Raw genomic sequence first — 25,089 nt, 5'->3', positions numbered from 1 at the left:
GGTTCGCATGACCGCCAAACGGGTGTCCAGAGCCGGCCTGACACTGGGCTTTGGCTCGATTCTGGAACATGCGTTGATGTTCCTGCGCACGGTCTTGGTTGCGCGCCTGCTTGGCCCGGAGTTTTTCGGGATCAGCGTTACCTTCCTGTTGGTAGTGAGCACTTTTGCACTCATCAGCGATTTGGGGCTCGAGAAATATGTGATTCAGGCGCGTGATAATGAGCTGGCTGACACCATGCCGACGCTTGCCACTCTATTGCTGATCCGCGGACTGTTGATGGGCCTGATGATCCTGCTGCTATCGGGTTGGATCGCGGCACAGTTTGGCCACCCGGAACTGGGCTGGTTCTATGCGCTGGCCGCGATGATCCCGGTGATTGAGGGATTCCGCAATCTCGATCCGCTCGCACAGCAGCGGCGGATGCAGTTCGGCGCCTATGTAAAGATGTTGATCGGGGGGCTTGTGCCGGGCGTGGTGCTGGCGGTGGCGCTTGCTGCGGTCACGCATAATTACATTGCCGTGGCGGCAGGTGCATTAACGACTTCGGTGGTCGCGGTGACGCTTTCGCACCGGCTCGCCCGCGAACCCTATCGGCTCGGGCTCAATCGCAAGGCCTTTACCGCGGTTATAGGCTACGGCTGGCCATTGCTGCTCAATGGCATCGTGATTTTCTTCGCTACGCAGGGCGACCGGATCGTGATCGGTACGCTGGCGGGAATGCGGGACTTGGCCGGCTATGTGGCGGTTGCGGCGTTGACCGGTGGGGTCAGCCTGTTTCTCGCCAAGCTGACCGGCAACCTCTATTTCCCCTTGCTGTCCGAGGCGCGCGGTAATCCTGAACTGTTTGGCGAACGCTGCCGCACCACCGGGGCCACATCGCTGCTGCTGGTTTCGGCAATGGTTTTCCCGCTCGCCATGGTCGGCGCGCCGCTGGTCGTGCTGCTGTTCGGCCCCGATTACCAGACCCCGGCATTGCTGGCGACATTCCTTGCGATCCAGGCGGCAGCCATGATGCTGCGATCATGGTGCGCGACGATTTCGCTTACCCTTGGTGGCACCAGTGATATCCTGGCTGCCAGCATTCTGCGGATTATCGGATTGGGCGGTGCATTGCTTGCGCTGTCATCAGGTAAGGACATTGTCTGGGTCGCGGCGTGCATGGCGGGGGGCGATGCATTGGCGACGTTCCTTGCGTTGTGGCGGGTCAGCCAGAGGACGAAGGCCGCCGCGCCTTCGTGCAGGATATTGGGACTGGTGTTCACCGGCCTTGCCGCGCTGGTGATAGTGGGGAATGTGACTTTTAATCCAGTTACAAGCTGGAGCGGCGCGATTTTTAGTGCGGCAATAGCAGGTGTGCCGGGAATGTTTGTTGCGCTATTGATGTCGAGCGATTTGCGTGAAAGGATCAAAACGATGTTCATCCGTCTCGCGCGTAAGATTGATTGAAAGGACGGACGGTGTCACACAATGTGGCCTTGGCGCTAGACACGAAAGCGGGTGCGAGAGCCTACCAAGATAAAACTGCGTCCTATTTCGGTGGGGTCAGGAGCGATTTTCTTGCGCTATTGCCAAGAGACGGATCGGCGAATGTGCTTGAGATTGGCTGTGGAGCGGGCGAAACAGGGAGCGCCGCACTCGCGCAGGGTCTTGCGCGCTCGTATATCGGAGTGGAAATCGCCTCGCAGGCAGCTTCCGTGGCACGGGGTCGCCTGACCGAAGTGCTTGAAGGCGATGTTGAACGAATGACGCTGCCTTGGCCTGATCAGCATTTCGATGCGGTACTGATGAGCGAGGTGCTAGAACACCTTGTGGACCCGTGGTCGGTAGTAAAGCGGGTGGTGGCCAAACTCAAACCCGGTGCGGTGGTGCTTGCCAGTTCGCCCAATGTTGCTCAGATCGCGGTGCTGCGCGGCCTGATTTCTGACCGCTGGGAACTGACCGATGAAGGCGTGATGGACCGCACTCACCTGCGCTGGTTCACGCAAGGCACGTATAGGAGGATGTTCGAGGATGCGGGCATTGTGATCGAGCATGTGCGCGCGATGGCTCCGCCGGGACCGGCCGGCACACTGTTTAATGTTTTCACGCTCAACCGTTTCCGCCACCTTACAATGCGTCAAATTTGCATCGTCGGGCGCGCACCGTGACACAGCAATCCGATATTCTTGACAACTTGCAGATTGTCGCCGCAGTCAACGATGGGGCGGTGCTGGCACACAATCTTTTGCGATCGACGATCATCCGTAAGGGGAAGGTCGATCTCAAATGTTATAGTGGCGCGGCCTCTGCGTCAGAGGCGTATAATCAAGGTCTCGATGATAGCGCGGCGCAGATCGTGGTGTTTGCACACCAAGACGTATTTCTCCCAGACAATTGGGGCCGACAGTTGGACCGCGCCATCGCACAGATCGAAAGCACTGATCCGGATTGGGCGATTATCGGCGCATTCGGCGTCGACCTCGGCGGGCGACCGGTTGGTCATGCGTGGTCGACTGGGTTAGCGTGCAGGTTGGGCGGGCGATTTCCCAATCCGGTCGAGGCGACGTGTATCGACGAGTTCGTGATCGTTCTCAACCGTGCGAGCGGTTTGCGCTTCGATTCAGCGCTGCCGGGGTTCCATCTTTATGGAACCGATATCGTCCTGAGTGCGGCTGCAATCGGGCTGAAGTCATACGTCGCTGATATTCCGGCAATCCACAACAGTAAGCCTGTGCGGGGTTATCGCGGCGGCTATTCTGACGCGTGGCATTATATGCGCTGGAAGTGGAGTGAGCAGTTGCCAGTGCCCACCCTTACGGTTCCGCTGACTCGCTCTCCTTTCCCGCTGATGTGGGCCAAGCTTCGGTTGTGGAAGTCGCTTGGCAAGCGCTTGCAACGTGCTGGCGACTCAAGTGCTGATCCGCGCGAGCTTGCAACGCAACTCGAATGCTGATCGGCGTTGGTCGGGCATCGGCATGATTTTTGTTTAAAGCGCTATTCGCTCTGATTCTCACACCCATCACACAAACGCCCCGCCCAGCTTCCACGGATCGGCGTTGGCGCTGGCGGCACTGTTCGGGATTGCCTTGTGCAGCACCCCGTTGAACTCGACCGACATATCGGCCATCCGCACTCCGGCGGGCAGCGGATTGGTGCCGTTGTTCACTGCAACAAAGCTGAACCGGCGCACGGTGTTAAACACGCCGTTGCTGGCGTTATTGAACGGATAGACTTCGGTAACACCATTGACCGTCAGTGTGACTGTCTGCGCAGACTGATCCGCGTCAAAGATGATGTCCAGCCATTTGTTCTCGACAAGGCTGCCGGCATGACGATCTGGAGCGCTTGCGAACATCGCCGCCTGCGTTCCGTCCTCGACCGAAACGCGGAAAGCGTTGTTGAAGGTTTCAAGATCACACCCCAGCGAAAGCTGCGCGAACGGCTTCTGCGCGTTGGCCAGCGTCCCCGTAGGCCAGAAGAACTTGCCCCGGTATGTCACACGGGTCAGGCCCGCTGGCGGATTGGCTGTGTCGCCAAAATAACCCACCGGGCTGCCTTGCGTCAGGAACACCGAAGGCGTGTTGGCGGATTGAATGCTGACCGCCTGTTCAAACCCGTTGATCGTCACCGATGCGGTGACAAAGCCGTTGCCCGTGGGCGAACTCTGCCGCCTGATCTGAATGAACTGATCCGGCTCGATAGTGCCCGCCGCGCTGCCCCACGCCTGCAATTCGGTGGTGCCATCAGCCGCCACCTTACGCCATTCGGTGCCCGCACCAACGCTCACGCTCTGGCCTACGCGCCGGTTCAACACCTTGCGCAGCGGCAGGGAGATAAGCGTGTTCTCTGCCACCCCGGCCAAGTCATTCCAATGCGCCCCGCTCGGCACATTCTCCCAGCGGATTACCGCAGTGTGATCGCTGGTGGCCCAGTCCACCGCGTCACGGGTCGCCACCGCGCCCAGCCCCGCTCCTTCGGCGGCAGGCGTGATCGCCGCTTCAATTTCGGCGCGGGTGTTCGCCGTGGTCAGATCGCCAAGGTTCGGGAACACCGCTGCGGGGTCGGCGGCGCTGAGCAATAGCAGCGTGTCTTGCTGCATGAACTCATCCTCGGAAGCCACAATCCGGGCGGCAATTGCGCTACCCAGATAGACCGATCCGCCGTCATCGGTAACAAAGGTGATTCCCGGCGATATGCTCGCAGGATCGCGCCAGTCCACCACGGTTGCGCCATAGACCAAGGCATTGCGCACCATGAACTCGGGCTTGGGTGGCTCACCCATGAACAGCGAGTTCGGCGCACCGCCCACCTGCATGGTCGAAATCACATAGAAGTCCGAGAATGCCGGGGTGTGGTCATTATCCGAAATCCACAAGCCTTGGCTGCTCACGCCTACGCGCAGATTGCCGGGGCGCACCCGGTTGCCCGCATAGAAGACCGGGCCAATCACGCCTGTGCCATCACTGAAAATCTGGAACTGGTCGCCATGCGGATCGCGCGCATCGCCGTTGAGGTTTTCGGCAATGCCCGACCGCGCAAACGGCAGGCATTCGGTATTGCGCAGGACATAGGCAAACCCGCCCGGTTTCGGCGCAAAGGAAAGAATGTCCTGATAGATGCGGGTAAAGTCGCAATCCATGACCACCGCGGACATGGGATTTATTCCCTTCACCCCGTTCACCAGATCGCGGAACGTACAATTGCGGATTTCCAAATCCTCGACGGTGGCCGCGCCCGATGAAGTGAATGCAGCAGCGAGATATGTGGACAGCCCGATTTCGGTGCGGGCGTTCACCTCGACCGTCCCCGATGCGGCCAGCACGGCGAAATGAGTGCTTCCCGCAGGTGTGATGCCGGTGCTGATGCGTGTGCGCTGCCCCGCTGGTGCGGCGGTGCTGCCTGTGGTTGCCACCACACCCGGCCCACCCACTTCGACAAAGACGGTCTGCGCGCCGCGATTGAAGAACTCGATCCACCCGGTCAGCCCCGGCGCGGTGTCTTTCCATGTCAGCGGATAGGCCGCGCTGGTCGTGGTGGCGGTCTGGACATTATCAATCCGCTCATATTCAGGCAGGTCGGCGGCGGTGTCGATATTGGTCAGTCCCACGCCGTAGCCGTGGCGAAAGGACGTGCCGTTGATGAAACGGATGCCGCCAAATGTGCCGTTATTGAACACCACGCAAGAGCCATAGGCCTTGGGCCAACCCGTCATCTGGAAATTGAGGCCCGAAAAGTCGATCCCGCGCGTTATCCCGTCAAGCAGGATAGACGGCAGGGACGCCGAAGCATTGGCACTGCGAATGGTGAGCGGATTGCCCGACATATCGCGGCTATTAATGGTGCGCTGGGTGAAGCTGGAGCCGACAATCTCGACAGTCTTACCCGCGAGCGTCGCCGCGTCATTGGCGAATACGGCATCCCACTCGGCGTCAGACGTGACGATGAAGTCTGCGGGTGGGCGGGGGGTGGTGCCTGACAAGAGTTGCTGGCGAGCCATGATCATGTTGGCAATCATCAGGCGCAAGCCACGATCGCAGCAGCGGTGGTTCCGGCCTGACGGACATGGGTAGCGCGTACGAACAGATAGCCGCCCGCCGGAACATTTTCGAACACCACATCGCTCGCTGCGTCCCTGGTGCGCAAGGCCACGTTTCCGGCTTGGCCAACGTAGAGATATTTCGGGACCAAGGGCAGCGCTGCAGAGTCGTTCGGGGTAACAGGGTAGGCATTTTCACTGGGTGTTGCTGGCGATGATCCAAAAGCGATAAAATTGTCCGACATGAACTAACCTCTCTGCATGAAATTTACCCCTTTAATGAACCATATTGGTTATGTGTAGGAAAGCGACTTTTTGCGCAATTCGTCAAGGAATGCTCGCCGTCGGTCGCGGAGAGGGTCCAGGTGGTCACGGTCAGGGCATCTCACTCGCCCAGAACCAAAGCGAGGCCCGCGCCCACCAATGCGAGCTGAGATTTTATTATGGCGCGAATCGACGATGCGGACATTGGGTGCTGCACACGTAAATGGCAGGTTGGGTTTAGGCTATGTCTGGAAAGATCGGATAAGGGGTGCTAGCGCCGCCTAGAACGCATCTTGCCTAATCAGTCACGCGGTATGCACTATGCGGTCGGGGCAGAGAAGCGCTGTTGGTGAAGATCATGCAGTATGCCTTATCCGGTATGCTGAATTGGCGAGCGAAGGGCATGAATTGAACTGATGGGCACAGCCTACAGCCAGTTACCAGTTCCTTTGCGCTCCCAACGCGTACAGGCCTTCCGCCCACGGGGAAGCATGGTGGCAATAATTCTGGCGACACTGTCGCTGTATCTACTTCTGATTCCTCAGCAATTCAATATAACAATCGCAGGGGTCTATCTTTCACCTGCCCGCATATTTTTACTCGGCGCGAGTTTGTACGTGCTGTCGGGCACGTTGCGAAAGTCCATACGTTTTGCCTGGCCGGACTTGCTGATCATCCTTGCTTTGGCTTGGATATGGTTGGCGTCGTACATGAGCAGTGGCTCGGTCGGAACTGCGATTATCATGGGAGGCTCCCATACGGTTGATATGGGGCTGGCCTATTTCCTGGCGCGCGCAACGATTCAATCACCAACCGACCTGCGACGATTTCTCATCCTGATTGCCCCTGGGGTCGCAATTATCGGCGCGGTGGTGATAATCGAATCCATCACTCGCACCTTACTGCTTCAACCCTTGGCGTCGGCCGTCACGGGGATGCCGATGCCGATCAGGTATGAGGTCAGAATGGGCCTGGTACGGGGTACGGCGTCATTTCCTCATCCAATTCTAGCGGGCATTTTCCTCGCGAGTTTCCTGCCGATATACCTTCTATCTGGATTGCGGGGATGGCCGAGATTGCTTGGATTGGCCGCCTCCTTTGGCGGGATATTCACAATGAGTTCGGCTGCCATGCTTGGTGTGGTTGTTGGCGGGCTTCTGTCAGTTTATGACTGGATAGGCGAGCGGATAGGCAATTTGAGCTGGCGGCTATTTCTGTTTTTCGCAGTCAGTTTCTATGGGGTCGTGGAACTTGCGAGTAACTCCGGCTTCTACAATCTGCTCATTCGCTACGCGTCGCTCAATACAGCCTCAGCCTATAATCGTGTTTTGATATGGCGATATGGCACCGAAAATATCGAAAGACATCCGTGGTTCGGAATCGGATACTCCGATTGGGTTCGCCCTGACTGGATGAACTCGGGCTCTTTCGATCACTTCTGGCTGATCATGGCGCTTCGATTCGGAATTCCGGAAACGGTGCTATTGCTCGGCGCAACCCTGATCGGGCTGGTCATGGTTGCACGCCGATCGCGGCACATGCCACCGCACGATGCGCGGCTGTTGCGCGGTGTGGCGATTTCGCTGTCGGTGTTTGCGCTCGGGATCAACTCGGTGACACTGTGGATGTCAGCGCTCACTTGGTTCTTCATGCTGCTGGGGCTGACGGTGAGCCTCGGCGCGCAACCTGCGGCGCAAATGGTTTTCGCCCGGCCAACACGCGGAGCGGAGCGCCCGCGCTAATGCTGGCCGCATCAAGCGAGGATGGTCAGAGGGTGCTGCGCTAGCGCCGCAACCGTGCAAGAAGGCCGCGCTGCGGATCATAGCCATGACGCCAATAATTTGGCCTTAGCGCTACAAGACGCTGTTTTTTGCCTGCCGTGGACAAATTAGGTTTAAACCAACCAAAAAGCCAACCCAATATGACTCGCTGTAGGGATGAAAGCCAAATCAAAAAGAATGCAAGCAGGCTATCAATCTTACTCCAATGCAGTCGCGTAAACTGAATTACGCCAGCATTTAGATACAATTCCCTATTTGGGGATGAAGCCTCTCCATGCCCAATATCATGATTCGCTAAAGAGCTGGCAATTCTCCAGAATGAATGCCCTCGCTGCGCCAGACGGTGAAACAGATCGACTTCCTCGCAGTAAAGGAAGTATCGTTCATCCAGCCCGTCGGCTTCGTCCCATGCGCTGCGCGAAAACATTACGAAACTGCCGCTCATGACCTCCACCTCAGCGTCAGCCGCTACAGTGGCATTGTTTCGCAGGGCGGCAGACGATCGGCCCAGTGTCCGGCTCAACATCTCTTTTAATGATGGGATCTGCACCGTGTTGCCCAAGTCAGGGCGATCATTATGGTCAAGGGTCACTCCACCCCACGCCGACGCATAAGGATAGGTCTTCGTTGCCTCCAACAGTCGATCCACGGCATCGGGTTTGAGCACCACATCGGGATTGAGCAGCAACAGATGCCTGCCCTTGGCCTGCGCGGCGAGCAGATTGTTTCCAGCCGCGAAGCCAACATTGCCGCGGCTGAGAACGATTTTTACTGAGGGGAACGCGGCGACGACGACATCGGCGGATGCCCCGTCGCCGTTGTCGATCAGCAGGACTTCGTATGTATGGCGCGTGCAGGCGGCAGGGATCGAGCCAAGGCAGGCTGCGATAATCGCATGCGAATTATAGGCAACGATCAGGATGCTGACATCAGGTGTGGTGGCAGTAATGTTCATCATGTCCGGGGCCGGTGTTCAGGATGGCTGTCGGGTCGACAGATCGCGTGTCCACGCCGTGCTGGCACCGCGCTTGCGATTCCAAACAGCCAGCGCCCGCGCTGCAAACTTGATAGCGAAGAAAATGATCAGATCGACCGGATGCGTGCCGCTTCTGAGAGCTGCAGACAATCCTCCACCATTGCGCGCATTGGCGAAGTGGGGGCTGGGGTATTCCCGCCGGACTTCGGTATTGCCGTTTTGGCGCCGCGCCTCAACCCTGATCTGCTCGCGCGCAGTTCGCGGCGGATAGACGACCGAGACCACCGGACGCCCAACTTCATCCTCGGTGATGTAGCGCTTCTGGTGGTCAGGGAAGCGCGTATGGATCCATATATCGTCACCAGTGATCGGCGGAAACTCGCCCACACTGTCAAGCGCTTCGGCACAGAGGGCATAGCATCCGGCGCCGCCCTTGCCCGCCGTGGCGTAGGGTTGGCGCAACCAAGCGCGGTAATAGGCCTTCATTATCCAGTTGCAGCGTGACAGGTCCAGCCTGATGGCGGGGGCGGCGGTCATTACACCTTCTTCGCGCAACGCACGGGCAAGCGCTAATAATGACCAGTATCCACATTGCACATCTGCATCGACATAGATGCGAGGGAAATATGAGGCAGCGCGATTGGCTGCGTTGATCGCCGCGGTCTTTGATCCGACAGGAAGATTGAGCAACACTGCTCCTGGAGCAGCGATGCGTGCGACCTCTACGGTCTTGTCATTGCAACCATTGGCCGCAACTATGACCTCCATCATGCATTCTGAGGGGGCATCAGCAAATATGGTTTCCAGGCACCGTGCAATCACAGCCTCTTCATTGTGGGCTGGAATGATGACCGTAAACGGCTGATGCTCGACCAAAACCTGCGACCTATCCTTGTCCGCGACTATTGAAAGCCAAGGTTGATTTTCCAGTTGGAGCAACGGGGCAGTTCGGTCCAGTGTTCAAGCCTACCGCTAGCCGGGCGCGACAGCTGGCCCTATTTATCGCGCCCATATTCGTAATAGCCATATTGGTAGCCGTAAGCCTGCCCAGCCTCAAGCGCGCGGTATTTGGTCAGAACTACACCGATGATTGTGCCGCCCGATTGCATCAGCCTGCGCACCGCAGCGCGCGCTTGGCCGAAGGGTAGGCGGTTGGCTTCGAGAATGAAAACCGTTGCATCGACAAGGTTGGCGAGAACCGGAGCGTCAGCCAGTCCCAGGATCGGGGAAGAATCGAAGATGATCAGCGAGTATTCGTGCCGGTACTTCTCGATGAATTCGCGCATCTCGCGTGATGCCAGAATCTCGGTGGGATTGGGCGGAAGTTCGCCGACGGGCAGGATTTCGAGATTCTCGTGAATGCCTTTGACCACCGCCCTCTCGATCTCAACGTGGCCGAGCAGAACTTCTACCAAGCCAACTTTGGGCCGCTCGATGTCGAGGAGGTTGGCCACTGAGGGGCGGCGCAGGTCGGCATCAATCAGTAGGGTCTTGCGGCCAAGGCTTGCGAATAGCTCGGCCAGAATCACGGCGGTCGTGCTTTTACCTTCACCGGCCTGGCTGCTGGTAAGCTGGATGACGTTGCGGTTTCGTGGCAGCGTGAAGTCAATCGCTGCACGAATGGAGGAATAGGCCTCCATCAACGCGCTGAAACGATTATTACCGTGTGATTCAATATCACGGTTCTCGACATGCGGGGTGTGCCCCAGCAGCGGCAGGCCGACCTTTTCCTCCACGTCATCCAGCGAGCGGATACGATCATCGAGCGCTTCACGTAGCACCGCCAGCCCAGCGGCCAACGCAATGCCAAGCACCAACGCAAGGCCCATGTTGCGCGGTATATTCGGCGCGAAGGGCGAGTCCGGCACCATCGCTGAATCGATCTTGCTGATCGTGCCGGGGTCAAGGTTCGCGGCGCTGGTGATTTGATTATAGCGATCCAGTAGTGATTTGAGCTGATCGCGAAGCGCTTGGGCCTCACGGTCGAGGGCGCTTAGTTCGACCTGCTGATCTTGTTCGACCAGTCGTTCGCCCGTCAGAGCGGCCAATTCTGCTGTCAGCGCGCGCTCCTGACTCTGGGCCACCAGAAACTGACTGCGGGCGCTCGCCTTGATATCACTGCTTATGCGTTCGATCTGTGTTTCAAGTACCTTCAACTGTTCCTGCAGGTTCTGAATCTGCGGGAAATCGTCGTTGTACCGCTGACTTAGGTCGGCGAGCTGCGCAAGCTTGGCGGTGCGTTCAGACAATAGGCCTTGCAGCACCGGATTGGCCTGCACCTCGGGAAGCTCCGCTACCGGCAACTTCTGGATTGCCCGCCATCTTTGCTCTGCTTCGATCCGTGCCGCGCGCGCGTTTGCGGCGCGGGTATTGATGCTGGAGAGATTAATTGCTGTCAGAGTCGATGTGGTGGGGGTGCCTTCTTCGGATTCTGATGCCTCAAGAATGATTCCTCTGCTCCGAGCATAGGAATTGGAGACCTGCTCGGCCTCAGCTAGCCGTTGCCGCGTTTCATCTATCTGACTCTTGAGGTATTCGAGTGCGTATTCGTTCCCCTCAGCGGAGTTGCGCGAACCGGTCGCCACGAAGGCATCGGCATATGCATTGGCGATTTCCGCAGCAAGGGTGGGGCTTTCGGATTGAAAGCCGATCGTGATCACCCAATTCTGGGTTGGAACCTCGGCGACAACGTCACCGGTGAGGATCGACACAGCCAGTTGCTGTTTGGCTTTGATCCACTGCTCATCGCTCATGCCCGGGGCACGGCCTTCGTCGACATCCTTGCCCAACAGGTCATAGCGCGAGGCCAGATTGAGTTCAGTTACCACGCCTTCGGCAAGGCTGCGGCTCTTGATTACTTCGACTTGGGTCGCGAGGTAATCGTAGATCTGAACCGGATTGAACCCGGGATCGGTATCCTGCCCCTCAACCACATATTGTCCGTAGGGCTTTACGCTTACCTTGGCGTCAGCCTGGTACATCGGGGTGGACAGCAGGGTGACAATCAGTCCGCCGAGCAAGGCCACCATGATGACAGCGACGACCAGCCAGCGCTGCCGGTAAATGATCCCACGGATGGCTGCGAAATTGAAAAACTGCTGACGCGGGGCCAGCTGTCCCATCGGGCCATCGGGCATATAAGCATCAAGCCAAGTGCCTTGGCGGGAATGCTCTGGTGAGTGGATAATCGATCTTTCGTTCATCGGATCAGTTGTCGAGACCAGCCACCGCGAAAACACCGAAAACCGGCAACGCTTTCAGCAAATCTTCCCAGAATACCGACAAACCATCGGTGCCCATGACCACGCGATCGCCGGGCTGAAGTACCGGGTCAAGCATTGTCCCTTGGCTCACCTGCTGGTGATCAAACTTGGCGACCATGATGCCTTCCGGACTCTCCCGGAATACCGCAACCTGTTGGACTTTCGCAGTTCGTTTCGGCCCTTTTGCCAGCGCGATTGCAGAGGAGAGGCGCGCGCCGGGTTGGAATGGGTAAACACCGGGAGTATTCACGGCTCCTTCAACAGTAACAAGATGCGACGCATATTCAGCAACATTGACGCTGACCATCGGCGATTTAAGTCCGATTGTAGCAAGCCGTCGGGTCACGTCCTGTTCGAATTGTTTTGCCGTCATTCCTGCAGCAGGTATCGAGCCGAGCATTGGCAATGAAACATTGCCCTCTACGCCGATCTGCACCGCGTCGATTGTAAAGTCCGGTTCGCGAAATACGTTGACTGATATGCGATCCGCCGGACGCAGAAGATAGGTCGTTGGCCGCTGGTAAGAATACCCGGACTGCCCCAAATCGGTTGCTGGCTTGATCACGCTTGCGCCAATCACGGGTTCGGGTGTCGATGCGCAGCCAGTGAGCGCAACCATGGCGGCTGCGAGAACTGACACTGTCCGAAAACTAGTGTGGCTCATCAACTTCACAACATCCTCCCTAGGCACGTATTTTTGCTTAGGCGTAGGGATATCGCAGTGCAATACTAATGCCGACTTGGCACACGATTCGAGGCGTCGCCCACGCCGAGCCATACTCGGCGCCGGGGCATTAGGATGTTATATAAAAACGTTTGACCCTATCAGAATTGCCTTGTGCGCAGAATTGGTTGGCTGAATGATCGACATGGTCACATCGCAGCGGCGTGACCCAACTGGTAAACTGCGGCAGGAAAATTAGTGATGATATCGGGCCCATCAACCTTTAGCCTTGCCGCAAGTTGCCTTTACGGCATTGTCATGCTCGCTTGCCTTGCCGCTGCCGCGACCGCGCTGCGCCAGCGACAAGTGTCGGGGCACCTGCGAACTTGGTTGATGCTAGCGCTGTTCTTCGGCGTCCTGATCACATTGCGTCTGGTCAATGCCGAAGAATGGCTGCGCGCAATTCTTCGTGATTACCTCAGAATATCAGGTCATTATGGCGACCGCCGCAGCCTTCAAGCCCCGCTGGTAGCGGCGATACTGACCATCGCGGGAGCGGGAGCGATGTTTGCGCTGCAGCGATGGGCACGCAACCTTCGCGGGCGCCGGAACGTTGCGCGTTTGACCGGGGTTCTTGCCGCTGCTGCGATGGTGTGTCTGATGGCCTTGCGGATCGCCTCGCTGCACCTGACCGATGCCCTCCTTTATGGCCCTCCGAAACTTAACTGGGTGATTGATATCGGGGTGAGCTTCGTGGTGCTGGTTGCAGCGATCTATTACGTCCAATTGGTGCGTGCGCGCCCTTGAGCGGTTGGCCGGGCAAACTATCCGGCAGTGGCAAGGATCGCTGCAATCGTGCGGCTGGCGGTGCCATCGCCATAGGGATTATGCGCCCTGGCCATGCGGTCGTAAGCGTCGCTGTCGTCAAGCAAGCGACTAGTTTCCATGGTAATTTTTGCCGACTCCGCTCCGACCAATCGTGCTGTCCCTGCGGCAACACCTTCGGGCCGTTCGGTGGTGTCGCGCATCACGAGCACTGGTTTGCCGAGGCTGGGCGCTTCCTCCTGGATGCCGCCTGAATCGGTTAGGACAATGTCGCAAGCTTCCATCATCGCGACGAAATCGAGGTAGTCGAGCGGGTCAATCAAGGCGATGTTGTCATGCCCCGAAAGCGCGGGGCGCATGACTTCTGTGACGTTGGGATTGGGGTGCAGCGGATAGATGATCGCCACGTCTGCGCGCCTAGCAAGTGTCTGTAAGGCATTGGCAATTTCTCGCATCCCGGCTCCGAAATTCTCACGTCGGTGGGCCGTGACCGCGATGATCCGTTTGCCCGCGAAGCGCCGTTTTAGCGGGCCGATGGCGGGTGCCAATGACGGATCGGCGGCCAGTTTTTGCTGCGCAAACATCAGTGCGTCGATCACCGTGTTGCCGGTGACGTGTATGGCTTTTTCATGCACGTTTTCAGCGCGTAAAGCTGCCGCCGCGGTTGCTGTCGGGGCGAAATGTAGGTCGGCCACTGCGCCAGTTACCTTGCGATTTACCTCTTCGGGCCAAGGCGAATAGATATCGCCGCTGCGCAATCCGGCCTCGACATGGCCTACAGGTATCCGCCTGAAATAGCACGCCAAAGTCGCCATCATCGTTGTCAGTGTGTCGCCGTGAACCAGAACGCGATCAGGTTTGAGCGCGTCCAAAGCCTCACCAAAACGCGTCAAAATGCGCGCGGCGAGGGCATCTAGCGACTGGCTAGGCTGCATCAAGTCGAGGTCAAGGTCGGGTCTAAGTCCGGCTAGCGCGAGCACCGAATCGAGCAATTCGCGGTGTTGGGCGGTCACCACCACTTTCACATCGAACTGCCCGGTTTCGCGCAAGGCATCGACCACCGGAAACATCTTGATCGCTTCGGGTCGGGTGCCGAAGGTGACGAGAATGCGGGGTTTCCCGCCAACCGGACTCATCGCCGCAGCATGCCCCGCGTGTCGAACACCAGCTTGCCCGCCAGATCATCGGGCGAAAGGTATTTGAACGCAGTGTGATCGACCAGCACCACCACAATCTCGGCCGTCAGCAACGCGGCGTCAAGCGTCACCAGCGCGGCGCCCGATCCGGCAAGGGCATCGGGCAAGCTTTCGGTGAACGGTTCGACCACCAGTATCCGCTGCCCGTGCGTGTGGGAAAGGCTTTGCGCGATGGCGAGCGCGGGGCTTTCGCGGAAGTCGTCAATATCGGGTTTGAAGGCAAGGCCGAGCAACGCGACCTTGCCGCCCGGTGCGGCATCCAGCAGCGCGCGAATGCGGTTTTCGGTGTGCACCGCCTTGTGATCATTGACCTCGCGCGCGGTGCGCACCAGCCGCGCGGCATTCGGCGCGCCGGCCACCAGGAACCACGGATCAACCGCGATGCAGTGCCCGCCCACGCCGGGGCCGGGTTGCAGGATGTTCACGCGCGGGTGGCGGTTGGCCAGCCGGATCACGTCCCACACATCCACCCCGATCACGTCAGCGATCATCGATAATTCGTTGGCGAAGGCGATATTCACATCGCGAAAGGAATTTTCGACCAGCTTGACCGTCTCGGCCACACGGGCGGTGGTGGTGAGGCAATCGCCCTTCACAAAGCTGGCATAGAGCGCCGAAGCCCGTTCGGCGCAGGCCGCAGTGACCCCGCCGATCACCCGGTCATTATGCACCAGTTCGTTGACGATCCGCCCCGGCAAGACGCGTTCGGGGCAATAGGCCAGCGCGATGTCCGCCGCGCCGGTGCTGCCATCGCGCGGCACCACCAGATCAGGGCGCGCCTCTGCAATGATTGCGGCGACGCGTTCGGTGGTGCCGACCGGCGAGGTGCTTTCGATGATGACGCAGGCACCCGGCAGGATCTTTGGCGCAATCGAACGCGCGGCCGCCTCGACATAGGAAATGTCGGGCGTATTGTCCGGCCCCAGCGGGGTGGGCACGGCGATCATGTAGAAACTTGCGGTGGGCACTTCGGTCGCGGCCACCAGCGTTTGCGCGGTGATGGCATCATGCACCAGCCGATCGAGATCGCGTTCCTCGATATGCACGCCGCCCGCGTTTACCGTATCGACCACGGCTTGCGACACATCGACGCCGCACACGTTCCAGCCGTAGCTGGCAAGCAGCGCAGCGGTGGGCAGGCCGATATAGCCAAGGCCGATCACCGCAACCTGATGATCGGGCGCGGGATGAACCTGCGCCTCGCGCCCGAGCGCGGCATTGGCATAAAAAGGAGCGTTCATGAAATCACTGTCCCGGCTTTTTCAGGCGGAACCATGGCCGCAAAGCCCTTAAAATCGCGTTAGGCTTGCTGTGTTTTTCACCATGTTGCGCTCCACTCGCCGTGTGATGGGGATCACAAGGGGCGGTTTTCGATGAAGGCGGCCAATGCCCGATGCAACTGGCGCGCGGTGGATGATTGCACGGCTGACCAGTCCTTGACCGCCAAGCCCTCGGCAATGCGCGCGGGCAGCGCGGCCTCGTCCATCGCCACCAGAATGCCGGGCCGCCCGGAAAGCTGGTTCACGGTCGCCAGTTGGTGATCATTGCGATGTTCGCCCAGCGCCGCGCGGCGCGGGACGAGGATGATCGGCTTGGCAAAGCGGGCTGCGGTCAGCACGGTGCCGATCCCGGCATGGCTGACAATCAGGCGCGATTGTTGCACCAGCCGTTCAAATTCCGCAGGTGCGATTCTTGCGCGTGCATCCATATGTTGCGGGGAGTAGCGGCCCTTGCCGGTCTGCGCGATCACCGGCAGGCCCAGCGTTGGCGCAAGCGCGTCCATCGCTGCGATCAGGCGATCAAACCCCAACTGCATCCCGACAGTGACAAGGATCACAGCACCGCTCCGAAATAGCGCGGACGCGCGTCCGTGCCGAGATGTTCCCACTGCGTCCAACATTCATGCGCCCAGCGCTGCGACAGCTTGCCGCACAGCGACAATTGCTCACCATTGGCGACGCTATCGATCCATAGGGTGCGCGCGCCGACCAGACGCCCGGCCAGAATGCAGAAAAAACCCGGCGCGGCCCCGGTCGATATCACCACCTGCGGGCGGTGTTTGAGCACGATCCACAAGGCCACCAGCCCGCACAGCGCGGATTGCAACGGCTTGTTCTGGTTGCAATCGGGCAGGCGTTCAGCGCTTTCGATGCCGTGCTGCGCGGCCACCGCAGGTTCGGTCGTGGCAAAGCGGATGTCGTAATTGTCCAGCGTCGCTCGCAGCAGCATCAGCTGTTCCCAATGGCCGCCGCCCGATGCCGCTGCGAGCACTCTGGTCGAGCCGCTTTTCATTCGTCAACCTCGTTTCGCCGCCCGCACAAATACGTAAGGTTGCGCCTATGGGCAGGAGGCTGGCGCTGTCAATTGCCGCGCAGGCCGGGTTGTCGCAAGCGCGGGCTTGCCCTCCGGTTCATGACACGCCACACACGCGGCCAAAGGGAGAGACAGATGAACCAGCCATCAGGGCCGCTTTCGGGCCTCAGGGTGATCGAATTCAGCGGCATCGGGCCGGGGCCGCATGTCGCGATGTTGCTGGCTGATCTGGGCGCCGAAGTGGTGCGGGTTGACCGGCCCGGCGCGGGGGTGGGCAACCCCGTGGTTGAACGCGCGCGGCATCGGCTGGCGGTGGATCTGAAAAGCGATGATGGCAAGGCGCAGGTGCGCGCCGCCGTGGCCCATGCCGATGTGCTGATCGAAGGGTTTCGCCCCGGCGTGATGGAGCGGTTGGGGCTGGGGCCGGAAGAACTGCTCGGCCTCAACCCGCGCCTTGTCTATGCCCGCATGACCGGCTGGGGGCAGGACGGCCCACTCGCCCACGCGGCTGGCCACGATATCAACTACATCGCCATCACCGGCGCGCTGGCGGCGGTGGGCAAGCCGGGCGAAACCGCCACCCCGCCGCAGAACCTGGTCGGCGATTTCGGCGGCGGGTCGATGTATTGCGCCTTCGGGATCATGGCCGCGCTGTATGAACGCGAAAAATCGGGCAAGGGCCAGGTGGTCGATGCCGCGATTGTCGACGGGGTGACCAGCCTGATGAGTTTCTTCTTCGGGGCGCGCGGGGTGCCGCATCTCTCGACCGAGCGGGGCAAGGGGATGCTGGGCGGGGCGGCGCATTTCTACCGCTGCTTCACTTGCAAGGATGGCAAGGAAATCTCGCTCGGTTCCATCGAACCGCAATTCTATGCCGAGATGCTGGCCAAGGCAGGCGCTCCGGCGGAATTGGCGCAAGGCCAGATGAACCCCGCCAACTGGGATGATTACGCCGCCCGGTTGGCCGCGCTGTTCCTCACCCGGACGCAGGCGGAGTGGTGCGATCTGCTCGAAGGCAGCGATGCCTGCTTCGCCCCGGTGCTGACGCTCGACGAGGCACGCAGCCATCCGCACATGAAGGCGCGCGGGGCCTATGTCGAACATGACGGCGCATGGCACACCGCCCCTGCGCCGCGTTTCAGCCGCACGCCGGGCGCCGTTCGATCAAGCGCGGATGACGGCGCGGATGTGGTCGCAAGCTGGGGGAGCCAAGCATAATGGCGGGCAAGTTTTTCGATGAATGGGTGGTGGGGACACGGATCGAACACGAAATCCGCCGCACCGTGACGGAAACCGACAATCTGCTGTTCTCCACCATGACCCATAACCCGCAGCCGCTGCATCTGGATGTCGAGGCGGCCAAGGCAAGCGGTTATGGGCAGATTCTGGTGAACTCCACCTTCACCTTCGCGCTGCTGGTCGGCCTGTCGGTGGGGGACACCACGCTGGGCACGCTGGTCGCCAACCTCGGCTTTGACAAGGTGGTGACGCCCAAGCCGGTGTTCATCGGCGACACGCTGCGCGCCTATTCCGAGGTCAAGGAATTGCGGGACAGCAAATCGCGTCCCGATGCCGGGATCGTCACCTTCATCCACGAAATGTGGAACCAGCGCGACGAGGTGGTGTGCCGCTGCGAACGGTCGGCGTTGCTGAGGCGCTCTGCTTGACGCACGGCCCGCGCGGCACAATAACCGCGCTCGGGCGATTTTGAGGGGAAAAGGCATGAACCGCGCAATCAGGCGGCTGACGCTGGCCAGCGTTCTGGCGATGGCACTGACGGCGTGTGGCGGCGAAGCCGACGTGCCCGAAGAACAGACCGGCACCGGTGAAGGCACGATCACGCTCGCCGAATTTCCCGATCGGCCATATTGGGGCGACACCCACCTTCACACCGACAATTCGATCGACGCATTCGGCTTTGGCGTCAGGCTTGGGCCGGAGGCCGCGCTGCGCTTTGCCTCGGGCGAGGAAGTTGAGGCGACCACCGGGGGTAAGGCCAGACTGGCGCGGCCGCTCGATTTCCTCGTGATTGCCGATCACTCGGACGGGCTGGGCGCGACCCGGCGGCTTTATGACGCCCCACGCTGGTATGTGAAATGGGTGATCGGCGATGATACCATGCTGCGGTGGTATGACATGATGCACGAAAGCCCCGAACAATCGGTTCGCGCCGTTGCCGAACTGGTTACTGCGGCGGCCAATAACGAATTGCCCGCAGCGCTGCGCGATCAGGCCAATCGGGAAGAGAACACGCGCGACATCTGGGCCACTCACCTGAGCATTCTTGACCGTTATAACAAGCCGGGCAAGTTCACCGCGCTGGCCGGGTTTGAATGGACCTTGATGCCTGATGGTAACAATCTGCACCGCGTGGTGATGTTCCGCGATGGCCGCGACCGGACCGAAACCGTGCTGCCGTTTCCGGGATTAAGCACCACTGCCGAACAGCTGTGGGACTACCTTGCGGCCTATGAACAGAGCACCGGCGGCAGGGCGCTGGCGATCCCGCATAATTCGAACGTTTCGAACGGGCTGATGTTCGAAATGACCATGCCCGATGGGTCGCCCATGACTGCCGAATACGCGATGAAGCGCGCGACCTATGAACCGGTGGTTGAGGCAGCCCAGATCAAGGGCGACAGCGAAAGCCATCCGTTCCTTTCGCCCAATGATGAAATGGCCGGATTTGGTGTCAAGGGCTGGGAACTGGGCAACCTGCCGCTGACCGCGCCGATGAAGGATGATATGTTCGGCGGGTCCTATGTGCGCGAGGCGTTGAAGCGGGGCCTGTCGCTGGAACAACAGCTTGGCGTGAACCCCTATGCTTTCGGCATGGTCGGTTCGACGGATAGCCACACCTCGCTCGCCACGTCGGATGAAGACAATTTCTGGGGCAAGCACACCGGCAACGAACCGGCCTATAAAGACCGTGCGGTGGTGTCTCAGAACCTTGGCACGTCACAGGGACGGTTTGGCTGGCATTACCTTGCCGGCGGCTATGCGGCGGCCTGGGCGCGGGGCAATACGCGCGCCGAAATCTTTGATGCCTTCTCCCGGCGCGAGGTTTACGCCACCACCGGCCCGCGCATGAGCGTGCGGGTGTTCGGCGGCTTTGACTTCGATGCGCAGGACTGGGACGGCGACTGGGTGCGCAAGGGCTATGCCAGCGGCGTGCCGATGGGCGGCGAACTGACCGACAAGGGCACCGCGCCGCGCTTTATGATCAGCGCGCTGAAAGACCCGGACGGCGCCAATCTTGACCGCGTTCAGGTGGTCAAGGGCTGGGTGGATTCCAGCGGCCAGACGCAGGAACGCGTCTATGATGCCGTGTGGAGCGACATGGCCACCCGCGTGCGGTCTGGCGGCAAGGTTCCGGCGGTCGGCGATACGGTCAACCGCAAGAACGCGACCTTCACCAACACCATCGGTGCCACCGAACTGCGCACCGTGTGGACCGATCCCGATTACACCCCCGGCCAGCGCGCGTTCTATTACGTGCGCGTGATCGAAATCCCGACACCGCGCTGGACTTTGTTCGATGCGGTGCGGTTCGGGATCACGCTGAGCAAGGAAGCGATGGATGACGCCGTGGCGCAAGAACGCGCCTATACGTCGCCGATCTGGCTGAAGCTGGCAAAACGTCCCGCTGCCCCGGCGGTGATGGAGCGCAAGTGAGGCTTTCCGGCTGGACGCGAGAACCGCTGGTCCACTTTCTTGTCGCAGGCTTCGCGCTGTTTGCGCTGCTTACCTGGAGCAGCTCCGGTGAGGTCGATCCTGCGAGCCGGGTGATTTCGGTCGATCGCGCGCAGCAGGCCGAGCTTGCGCTGCAATTCCAACGCATGATGGGCCGCGCGCCGACCGATGCCGAACTCGCCACCGCGATTGATCGGTTCGTGCGCGATGAGGTGCTGTATCGTGAGGCGCTGCGGTTGGGGCTGGGCCAGGGGGACGCGGTTGTGCGGCGGCGGCTTGTTACCAAGATGGATCTGTCGGCCAGCGCGGCGGCGGAAGCAGCCGATCCGGACGAGGCGGTGCTGCGCGCCTTCTACAAAAAGAATGCAGACCGGTATGACGGCGAGGAAAAGGTCAGCTTCGTCCAAGCGTGGTTCGAGACCGAGGCCGAGGCAAAAGCGGCGCTGGGCGGAAATGTGCGGGGCGGCTCGATCAGCCTCCCGGGCGTGGTCGGCGGCAAGCCGATGCGCGATGTGGAAATCCAGTTTGGGGCGGAATTCGCCCGCGGACTGACCACCCTCAAACCCGGCGAGGATTGGCAGGGGCCTATACGTTCAGGCTTCGGCTGGCACCTTGTCAGGCTGCGCAATCGTTACAGCGATATGGTGGACTTCGAGAGCGTTCGCGCACGCGTTGAAAACGACTGGCGCAGCGCCGAAATCGCCGCGCGCAAGGAACGCGCCTTCACCGTTCTGCGGGAAGCCTATCGGGTCGAGATCGCGCAATGATCCGCCGCGTGGTGGCGATGCTGGCCGCGCTGTGGGCCGCCTGCGCCGCTGCGCCACTCACCGCCGATGAATTGCGCCCTGCGGTGATCGAATTGACCGAACGCGCTTCGGGTGAATGGACGATCGAATGGCAGATTCCCATCGCCGCAACCCGCAGCGGGGAAATCGCCGCGCTGCCCGGCCCGGTGATCCCGGAAACCTGCACCATGCAGGGCGCGTTGGTGCAGCGCGCCGCGCCCACGGCATTGCTCGGCAGCGCGCGGCTGATGTGCGCGGGCACGCTGGCCGGTCAGGCTTTCGGCTTTTCCGAACTGATCGGCAGCGCCGATGCCATCGCCCGCATGATCCCGCGCGAAGGCGCGGCGCAGACATTCCGCCTGACCGCCGCTGCACCCACCGCCACCATCGCCGCCGCGCCCGATCGCTGGCAGGTGGCGCGCGATTATTTCATCATCGGCGCGCAGCACATCCTGTGGGGCTGGGATCATTTGCTGTTCGTGATTGCGCTGGTGTTGCTGGTGCGGACGCCATGGCCGGTGATAAAGGCGGCGACGGCCTTCACCATCGCCCATTCGATCACGCTGGTGGCAACCGCGCTGGGCTATGCCGGCTTGCCGAGCCGCCCGGTCGAGGCGTTGATCGCGCTTTCGATCGTGTTCCTTGCGGTGGAGGTTGCGCTGGTGCTGCGTGATCCGCAGCGGCGAACATGGGCCCGGCGCGTGCCGTGGCTGGTCGCGTTCGGCTTTGGCCTGTTTCACGGCTTCGGCTTTGCCGGGGCGCTGGCCGAAATCGGTCTGCCGCAGGGGGAAATCGCGGCCGCGCTGCTGGCGTTCAACATCGGGGTCGAAGCGGGACAATTGCTGGTGATCGCGGGGGTTCTGGCGCTGCTAGCCGCGATAAGCCGTGCGCTGCCGCGGCTTGAACTACCAGCATTGCGGGTCGCCGCCTATGGCATCGGCATAACTGGCAGCTTCTGGTTGTTCGAGCGGGTCATTCTCTAGGGCTCTGAGCCTAGGTGTTTGGTCCCAGCATGTGATGGTGTAAGATTATTATCATCACAGCGGAGGGATCTATGGGACAGATTCTACGCGGCAGCGCCAAGACCACGCACGCCATTCGAGGCGAGCTACAGCGATCATAAGCTTCGGTCGCGAGCCTTGCGAAGCGGTTCAGCATCAACGAGAAGACAGTCCTAAAGTGGCGCAAGCGGCAGTCAGTGGAGGACATGCCAATGGGTCCGAAGGAGCGCCGCAGCACCGTGCTCTCACCGATGGAAGAAACTGCCATCGTGGCGCTGCGGGTGCAGGCGCGGCTGCCCCTGGATGACGTCTACATCGCGCTGAAGGATGTTATTCCCCAACTGACGCGCTCGTCGCTGCACCGTTGCCTGCAACGCCACGGCATCAGTCGCCTGCCCAAAGCCGACCGCGAGAAGCCGAAGAAGTTCAAGAACTACGAGATCGGCTACTTCCACATCGATATTGCCGAACTGCGCTACGAGGGCGGGAAAGGCTTCCTGTTCGTCGCTGTCGACCGCACCTCAAAGCTGGTCTTCGCCCGCACCTGCCAAGGCAACGGCATCGAGCATCGCCTCACCAAACCCACCCATCACATGCTGGGACCAAACACCTAGGGCGCAAGGCACCCTTACCTGGTGAAGCGGTGATTCGTTGCTTGCGGTGCTGCGTGCTGTCCTGAGGGGTTGCAAATGCCATCAAGCGGGGTAGGACTACGTCCATCACAAACTCCGCAGCCGGGGAACGGGTCATTGCCGCTATGCGCATGACTGTTACGTTGGTGTCCGTCTGGGACAGCCCCATGCCTTTTCACGAAAGCGGACAGAGCTTTGGCATTTATGCCGGCAGCGTAATTCCGCGTCGCCTTTTGCCACGGTTCCGTTCGGGATAGGAACGCGATGAGCAGCAGGGCCAGCGAGACACCCTCACAGGCAGATCAGCACATGGGCGAGCCAGCCGACTGGCCGATTGATCCGCCGCTGGTCGAACTTGAAATCGAAACCCACGACCGCGGCTTCTATGACGGGTTCAGCCGGGCAGTGACAATCCCGGCCAAGGTGATTGTATCGCTGCTGATCATGTGGGCGATCTTTTTTCCGGTGAATGCCAGCAAGACGCTGAGCGCAGCCAATTCAACCATCATCTCGACCTTCGGCGGCTGGTATGTCTATCTCGTCACGGCCCTGATCATCGCCTGCCTTGGGCTGGCGCTGGTGCCGGGGACCGGATCGCTCAGGATCGGCCCACCCGGAGAAAAGCCCGAGTTCAGCCGTTTCTCGTGGTTTTCGATGCTGTTCGGGGCCGGGATCGGCATCGGCATGCTGACCTATTCGACCGGTGAGCCGCTCGCCCATTTTGCCAATAACCCCGATATCATCCGTGGAACCATCGCAGCGCAAAGCGCAGCGGCGGTGCGCCCGGCTTACATGTATACCTTCCTCCACTGGGGGCTCGGAGCGTGGTGCACCTATGCGCTCGTCGGCCTCGCGATCGGCTATGTCGCGCACCGGCGCGATCTGCCGCTGACGATCCGCTCCGCGCTCGCTCCGCTGTTCGGGCGAGTTATGGAAGGGCCAGCCGGCCACGTGGTCGACATCGTCGCCGTGGTGGCAACGATCCTCGGCGTGGCAGTGACGATGGGGTTAGGGGTCGAACAGTTCGTCGCCGGTCTTGCGCGGTTGGGAATAGGCGACTGGCTCTTGGCCGAGAACGGCTCGGCCTCGGCGCTTGCCATCGTGGTTTCTCTGGTCACGCTAGTTGGAGCCGCGACGCTGAGCGCATTGTCGGGTGTGGGACGTGGGATCAAGTGGCTGTCAAACCTCAACATGGGGTTATCCCTGAGCCTGCTCGCGCTGTTCGCGACGTTCGGAGCGGGACTCTATGGGCTCGAACGGCTCGGCGTGGGGCTATGGGACTATCTCCGCTTGCTTCCGCAACAATCGCTCAGCCTGTTAAGCGCCGATGGTACTGCGATGGGCGCAGCGCTGCACCAATGGCAGCTCGACTGGACAGTGTTCTACTGGGCGTGGTGGATTGCCTTCGCGCCATTCGTCGGCATGTTCATCGCGCGCATCTCACGCGGGCGGACGATCCGCGAATACATATTCGGGGTCACGATCGTGCCCTCGCTTATGTGTTTTGTATGGATGGCGCTGGTTGGCGGGACTGCGATCGAGCTCGAATTATCGGGGGTTGCCGGAGGCCGGATTCTCGGTGCGCCGATGTCGGACCAACTGTTTGCGACCCTCGCCGTGCTGCTTGAGCCGGGATTGGCGCTGGTGGTGGCCGGATTGGTGGTGGTGCTGTTGATGACCTATCTGGTCACATCCGCCGACAGCGCGATCCTGATCGTCAACACCATCAACGGCGCGGGCGATGATGAGGGCAGCCGACGCTACCACATCTTGTTCTGGGGTGCGGCGATCGCTTTCGTTGTCGGCTCGATGCTGATCCTCGGCGGGATCGAGGCGATCCGCATCACCATGATTATCGGCGCGCTGCCGTTCTCCTTTGTCGTCGCGCTGATGGGCATCGCGATCATCAAAGCGGTGGTGTTTGATCTCATCCGCAAAAAGCATGGCGTGCCGACCACGGCGCAGGGCTGCGAGGAATGGGCCGGGAAAGTATCGGCTGCGGAGTGATTTGAGTGCAACTTCACAATGCTATAAATAAAAATTGACTACTGTGCGATAATATCAATAAAAATAAATAATAAATATCGCAGACCATAACATATAAAAAATCCCGAAGAAAAATTTTCTTGATATTATTTCATGTATTGCAAATACGACTTGAATATTTAGTGGTGTTGTGA

The 25,089-nt window shown here is 60.2% G+C and carries 21 protein-coding genes and 1 pseudogene; 12 read left to right on the top strand and 10 right to left on the bottom strand.

The genetic code is table 11. The annotated features are described in order from the left end of the window. The first annotated feature begins 7 nt into the window (after nt 1–7). Genes ABIE62_RS04690 through ABIE62_RS04680 form a run of 3 tightly spaced genes read left to right on the top strand, consistent with a single transcriptional unit; the run spans nt 8 to nt 2,933 of the window. Nucleotides 8–1,447 carry an oligosaccharide flippase family protein gene (locus ABIE62_RS04690; protein WP_354323976.1) on the top strand — a complete coding sequence of 480 codons (1,440 nt, stop codon included), beginning with the start codon at nt 8–10 and terminating at the stop codon, nt 1,445–1,447. A 23-nt stretch (nt 1,448–1,470) separates the two neighbouring features. Further along, nucleotides 1,471–2,148 carry a class I SAM-dependent methyltransferase gene (locus ABIE62_RS04685; RefSeq protein WP_354323975.1) on the top strand — a complete coding sequence of 226 codons (678 nt, stop codon included), beginning with the start codon at nt 1,471–1,473 and terminating at the stop codon, nt 2,146–2,148. After that, nucleotides 2,145–2,933, top strand: coding sequence for a hypothetical protein (locus tag ABIE62_RS04680; RefSeq protein ID WP_354323973.1), 789 nt, complete (start codon nt 2,145–2,147; stop codon nt 2,931–2,933). Before ABIE62_RS04685 ends, ABIE62_RS04680 begins: the two co-directional genes overlap by 4 nt. Nucleotides 2,934–2,999: 66 nt before the next feature. Here the strand turns inward: ABIE62_RS04680 and ABIE62_RS04675 are convergent, their stop codons facing one another. Both ABIE62_RS04675 and ABIE62_RS14695 read right to left on the bottom strand, forming a co-directional pair. Beyond that, complete coding sequence (locus ABIE62_RS04675; RefSeq protein ID WP_354323972.1) at nt 3,000–5,477, bottom strand: hypothetical protein; 2,478 nt, start codon at nt 5,475–5,477, stop codon at nt 3,000–3,002. A gap of 17 nt (nt 5,478–5,494) precedes the next feature. After that, nucleotides 5,495–5,761 (bottom strand): spike base protein, RCAP_Rcc01079 family, encoded by a 267-nt coding sequence (locus tag ABIE62_RS14695; protein ID WP_454184747.1) that lies wholly within the window; start codon nt 5,759–5,761, stop codon nt 5,495–5,497. 510 nt (nt 5,762–6,271) lie between these two features. Here ABIE62_RS14695 and ABIE62_RS04665 point away from each other — a divergent pair. Then, the gene (locus ABIE62_RS04665; protein ID WP_354323968.1) at nt 6,272–7,522 is read left to right on the top strand and encodes an O-antigen ligase family protein; all 1,251 of its coding nucleotides are present in this window, start codon (nt 6,272–6,274) and stop codon (nt 7,520–7,522) included. 40 nt (nt 7,523–7,562) lie between these two features. On the opposite strand, the gene ABIE62_RS04660 is transcribed toward ABIE62_RS04665, so the two are convergent. Genes ABIE62_RS04660 through ABIE62_RS04645 form a run of 4 tightly spaced genes read right to left on the bottom strand, consistent with a single transcriptional unit; the run spans nt 7,563 to nt 12,380 of the window. Beyond that, complete coding sequence (locus tag ABIE62_RS04660; protein ID WP_354323967.1) at nt 7,563–8,519, bottom strand: glycosyltransferase family 2 protein; 957 nt, start codon at nt 8,517–8,519, stop codon at nt 7,563–7,565. 15 nt (nt 8,520–8,534) lie between these two features. Then, entirely contained in the window at nt 8,535–9,476 is a 942-nt protein-coding gene (locus ABIE62_RS04655; RefSeq protein ID WP_354323966.1) for a glycosyltransferase family 2 protein, read from the bottom strand. A 56-nt stretch (nt 9,477–9,532) separates the two neighbouring features. Beyond that, nucleotides 9,533–11,740: a GumC family protein gene (locus tag ABIE62_RS04650; protein WP_354323964.1), complete on the bottom strand. Its 2,208-nt coding sequence runs from the start codon at nt 11,738–11,740 to the stop codon at nt 9,533–9,535. 4 nt (nt 11,741–11,744) lie between these two features. After that, nucleotides 11,745–12,380: a polysaccharide biosynthesis/export family protein gene (locus ABIE62_RS04645; protein WP_354323962.1), complete on the bottom strand. Its 636-nt coding sequence runs from the start codon at nt 12,378–12,380 to the stop codon at nt 11,745–11,747. A gap of 345 nt (nt 12,381–12,725) precedes the next feature. On the opposite strand from ABIE62_RS04645, the gene ABIE62_RS04640 reads away from it, so the two are divergent. Beyond that, the gene (locus tag ABIE62_RS04640) at nt 12,726–13,271 is read left to right on the top strand and encodes a hypothetical protein (RefSeq protein ID WP_354323960.1); all 546 of its coding nucleotides are present in this window, start codon (nt 12,726–12,728) and stop codon (nt 13,269–13,271) included. 17 nt (nt 13,272–13,288) lie between these two features. On the opposite strand, the gene wecB is transcribed toward ABIE62_RS04640, so the two are convergent. The 4 genes from wecB to ABIE62_RS04620 all read right to left on the bottom strand — a co-directional run bounded on the left by wecB (nt 13,289) and on the right by ABIE62_RS04620 (nt 16,777). Continuing rightward, nucleotides 13,289–14,425 carry a non-hydrolyzing UDP-N-acetylglucosamine 2-epimerase gene (gene wecB, locus ABIE62_RS04635; RefSeq protein WP_354323958.1) on the bottom strand — a complete coding sequence of 379 codons (1,137 nt, stop codon included), beginning with the start codon at nt 14,423–14,425 and terminating at the stop codon, nt 13,289–13,291. After that, a complete protein-coding gene (gene wecC / locus ABIE62_RS04630) occupies nt 14,422–15,726 on the bottom strand; it encodes a UDP-N-acetyl-D-mannosamine dehydrogenase (protein WP_354323956.1) in 1,305 nt (434 codons plus the stop codon). Before wecC ends, wecB begins: the two co-directional genes overlap by 4 nt. Nucleotides 15,727–15,839: 113 nt before the next feature. After that, nucleotides 15,840–16,322, bottom strand: a complete 483-nt coding sequence (locus ABIE62_RS04625; protein ID WP_354323954.1) for a glycosyltransferase — start codon at nt 16,320–16,322, stop codon at nt 15,840–15,842. Further along, complete coding sequence (locus tag ABIE62_RS04620) at nt 16,319–16,777, bottom strand: glucuronosyltransferase (RefSeq protein ID WP_354323952.1); 459 nt, start codon at nt 16,775–16,777, stop codon at nt 16,319–16,321. The genes ABIE62_RS04625 and ABIE62_RS04620 overlap by 4 nt, the downstream gene beginning before the upstream one ends. 156 nt (nt 16,778–16,933) lie before the next feature. On the opposite strand from ABIE62_RS04620, the gene ABIE62_RS04615 reads away from it, so the two are divergent. From ABIE62_RS04615 to ABIE62_RS04585, 7 genes and pseudogenes are all read left to right on the top strand, one after another. Beyond that, nucleotides 16,934–18,016: a CaiB/BaiF CoA transferase family protein gene (locus ABIE62_RS04615; protein ID WP_354323950.1), complete on the top strand. Its 1,083-nt coding sequence runs from the start codon at nt 16,934–16,936 to the stop codon at nt 18,014–18,016. Next, the gene (locus ABIE62_RS04610) at nt 18,016–18,465 is read left to right on the top strand and encodes a MaoC family dehydratase (protein WP_354323949.1); all 450 of its coding nucleotides are present in this window, start codon (nt 18,016–18,018) and stop codon (nt 18,463–18,465) included. Before ABIE62_RS04615 ends, ABIE62_RS04610 begins: the two co-directional genes overlap by 1 nt. 55 nt (nt 18,466–18,520) lie before the next feature. Continuing rightward, complete coding sequence (locus ABIE62_RS04605; protein ID WP_354323947.1) at nt 18,521–20,473, top strand: DUF3604 domain-containing protein; 1,953 nt, start codon at nt 18,521–18,523, stop codon at nt 20,471–20,473. Further along, on the top strand, nt 20,470–21,258 hold the full coding sequence (locus ABIE62_RS04600) for a peptidyl-prolyl cis-trans isomerase (RefSeq protein WP_354323946.1): 789 nt from the start codon (nt 20,470–20,472) through the stop codon (nt 21,256–21,258). Before ABIE62_RS04605 ends, ABIE62_RS04600 begins: the two co-directional genes overlap by 4 nt. Next, on the top strand, nt 21,255–22,259 hold the full coding sequence (locus ABIE62_RS04595; RefSeq protein WP_354323944.1) for a HupE/UreJ family protein: 1,005 nt from the start codon (nt 21,255–21,257) through the stop codon (nt 22,257–22,259). The genes ABIE62_RS04600 and ABIE62_RS04595 overlap by 4 nt, the downstream gene beginning before the upstream one ends. Before the next feature lie 71 nt (nt 22,260–22,330). After that, nucleotides 22,331–22,867, top strand: a pseudogene (locus ABIE62_RS04590) (transposase family protein); the annotation flags it as partial. A gap of 306 nt (nt 22,868–23,173) precedes the next feature. After that, nucleotides 23,174–24,916 carry a BCCT family transporter gene (locus tag ABIE62_RS04585; RefSeq protein WP_354323942.1) on the top strand — a complete coding sequence of 581 codons (1,743 nt, stop codon included), beginning with the start codon at nt 23,174–23,176 and terminating at the stop codon, nt 24,914–24,916. Nucleotides 24,917–25,089 lie beyond the last annotated feature (173 nt).

The organism is Porphyrobacter sp. MBR-155, assembly GCF_040547625.1.
Classification (GTDB): domain Bacteria; phylum Pseudomonadota; class Alphaproteobacteria; order Sphingomonadales; family Sphingomonadaceae; genus Erythrobacter.
The sequence above is the reverse complement of the archived record's forward strand: the minus strand, read 5'-3'. Positions and strand labels throughout refer to the sequence as shown.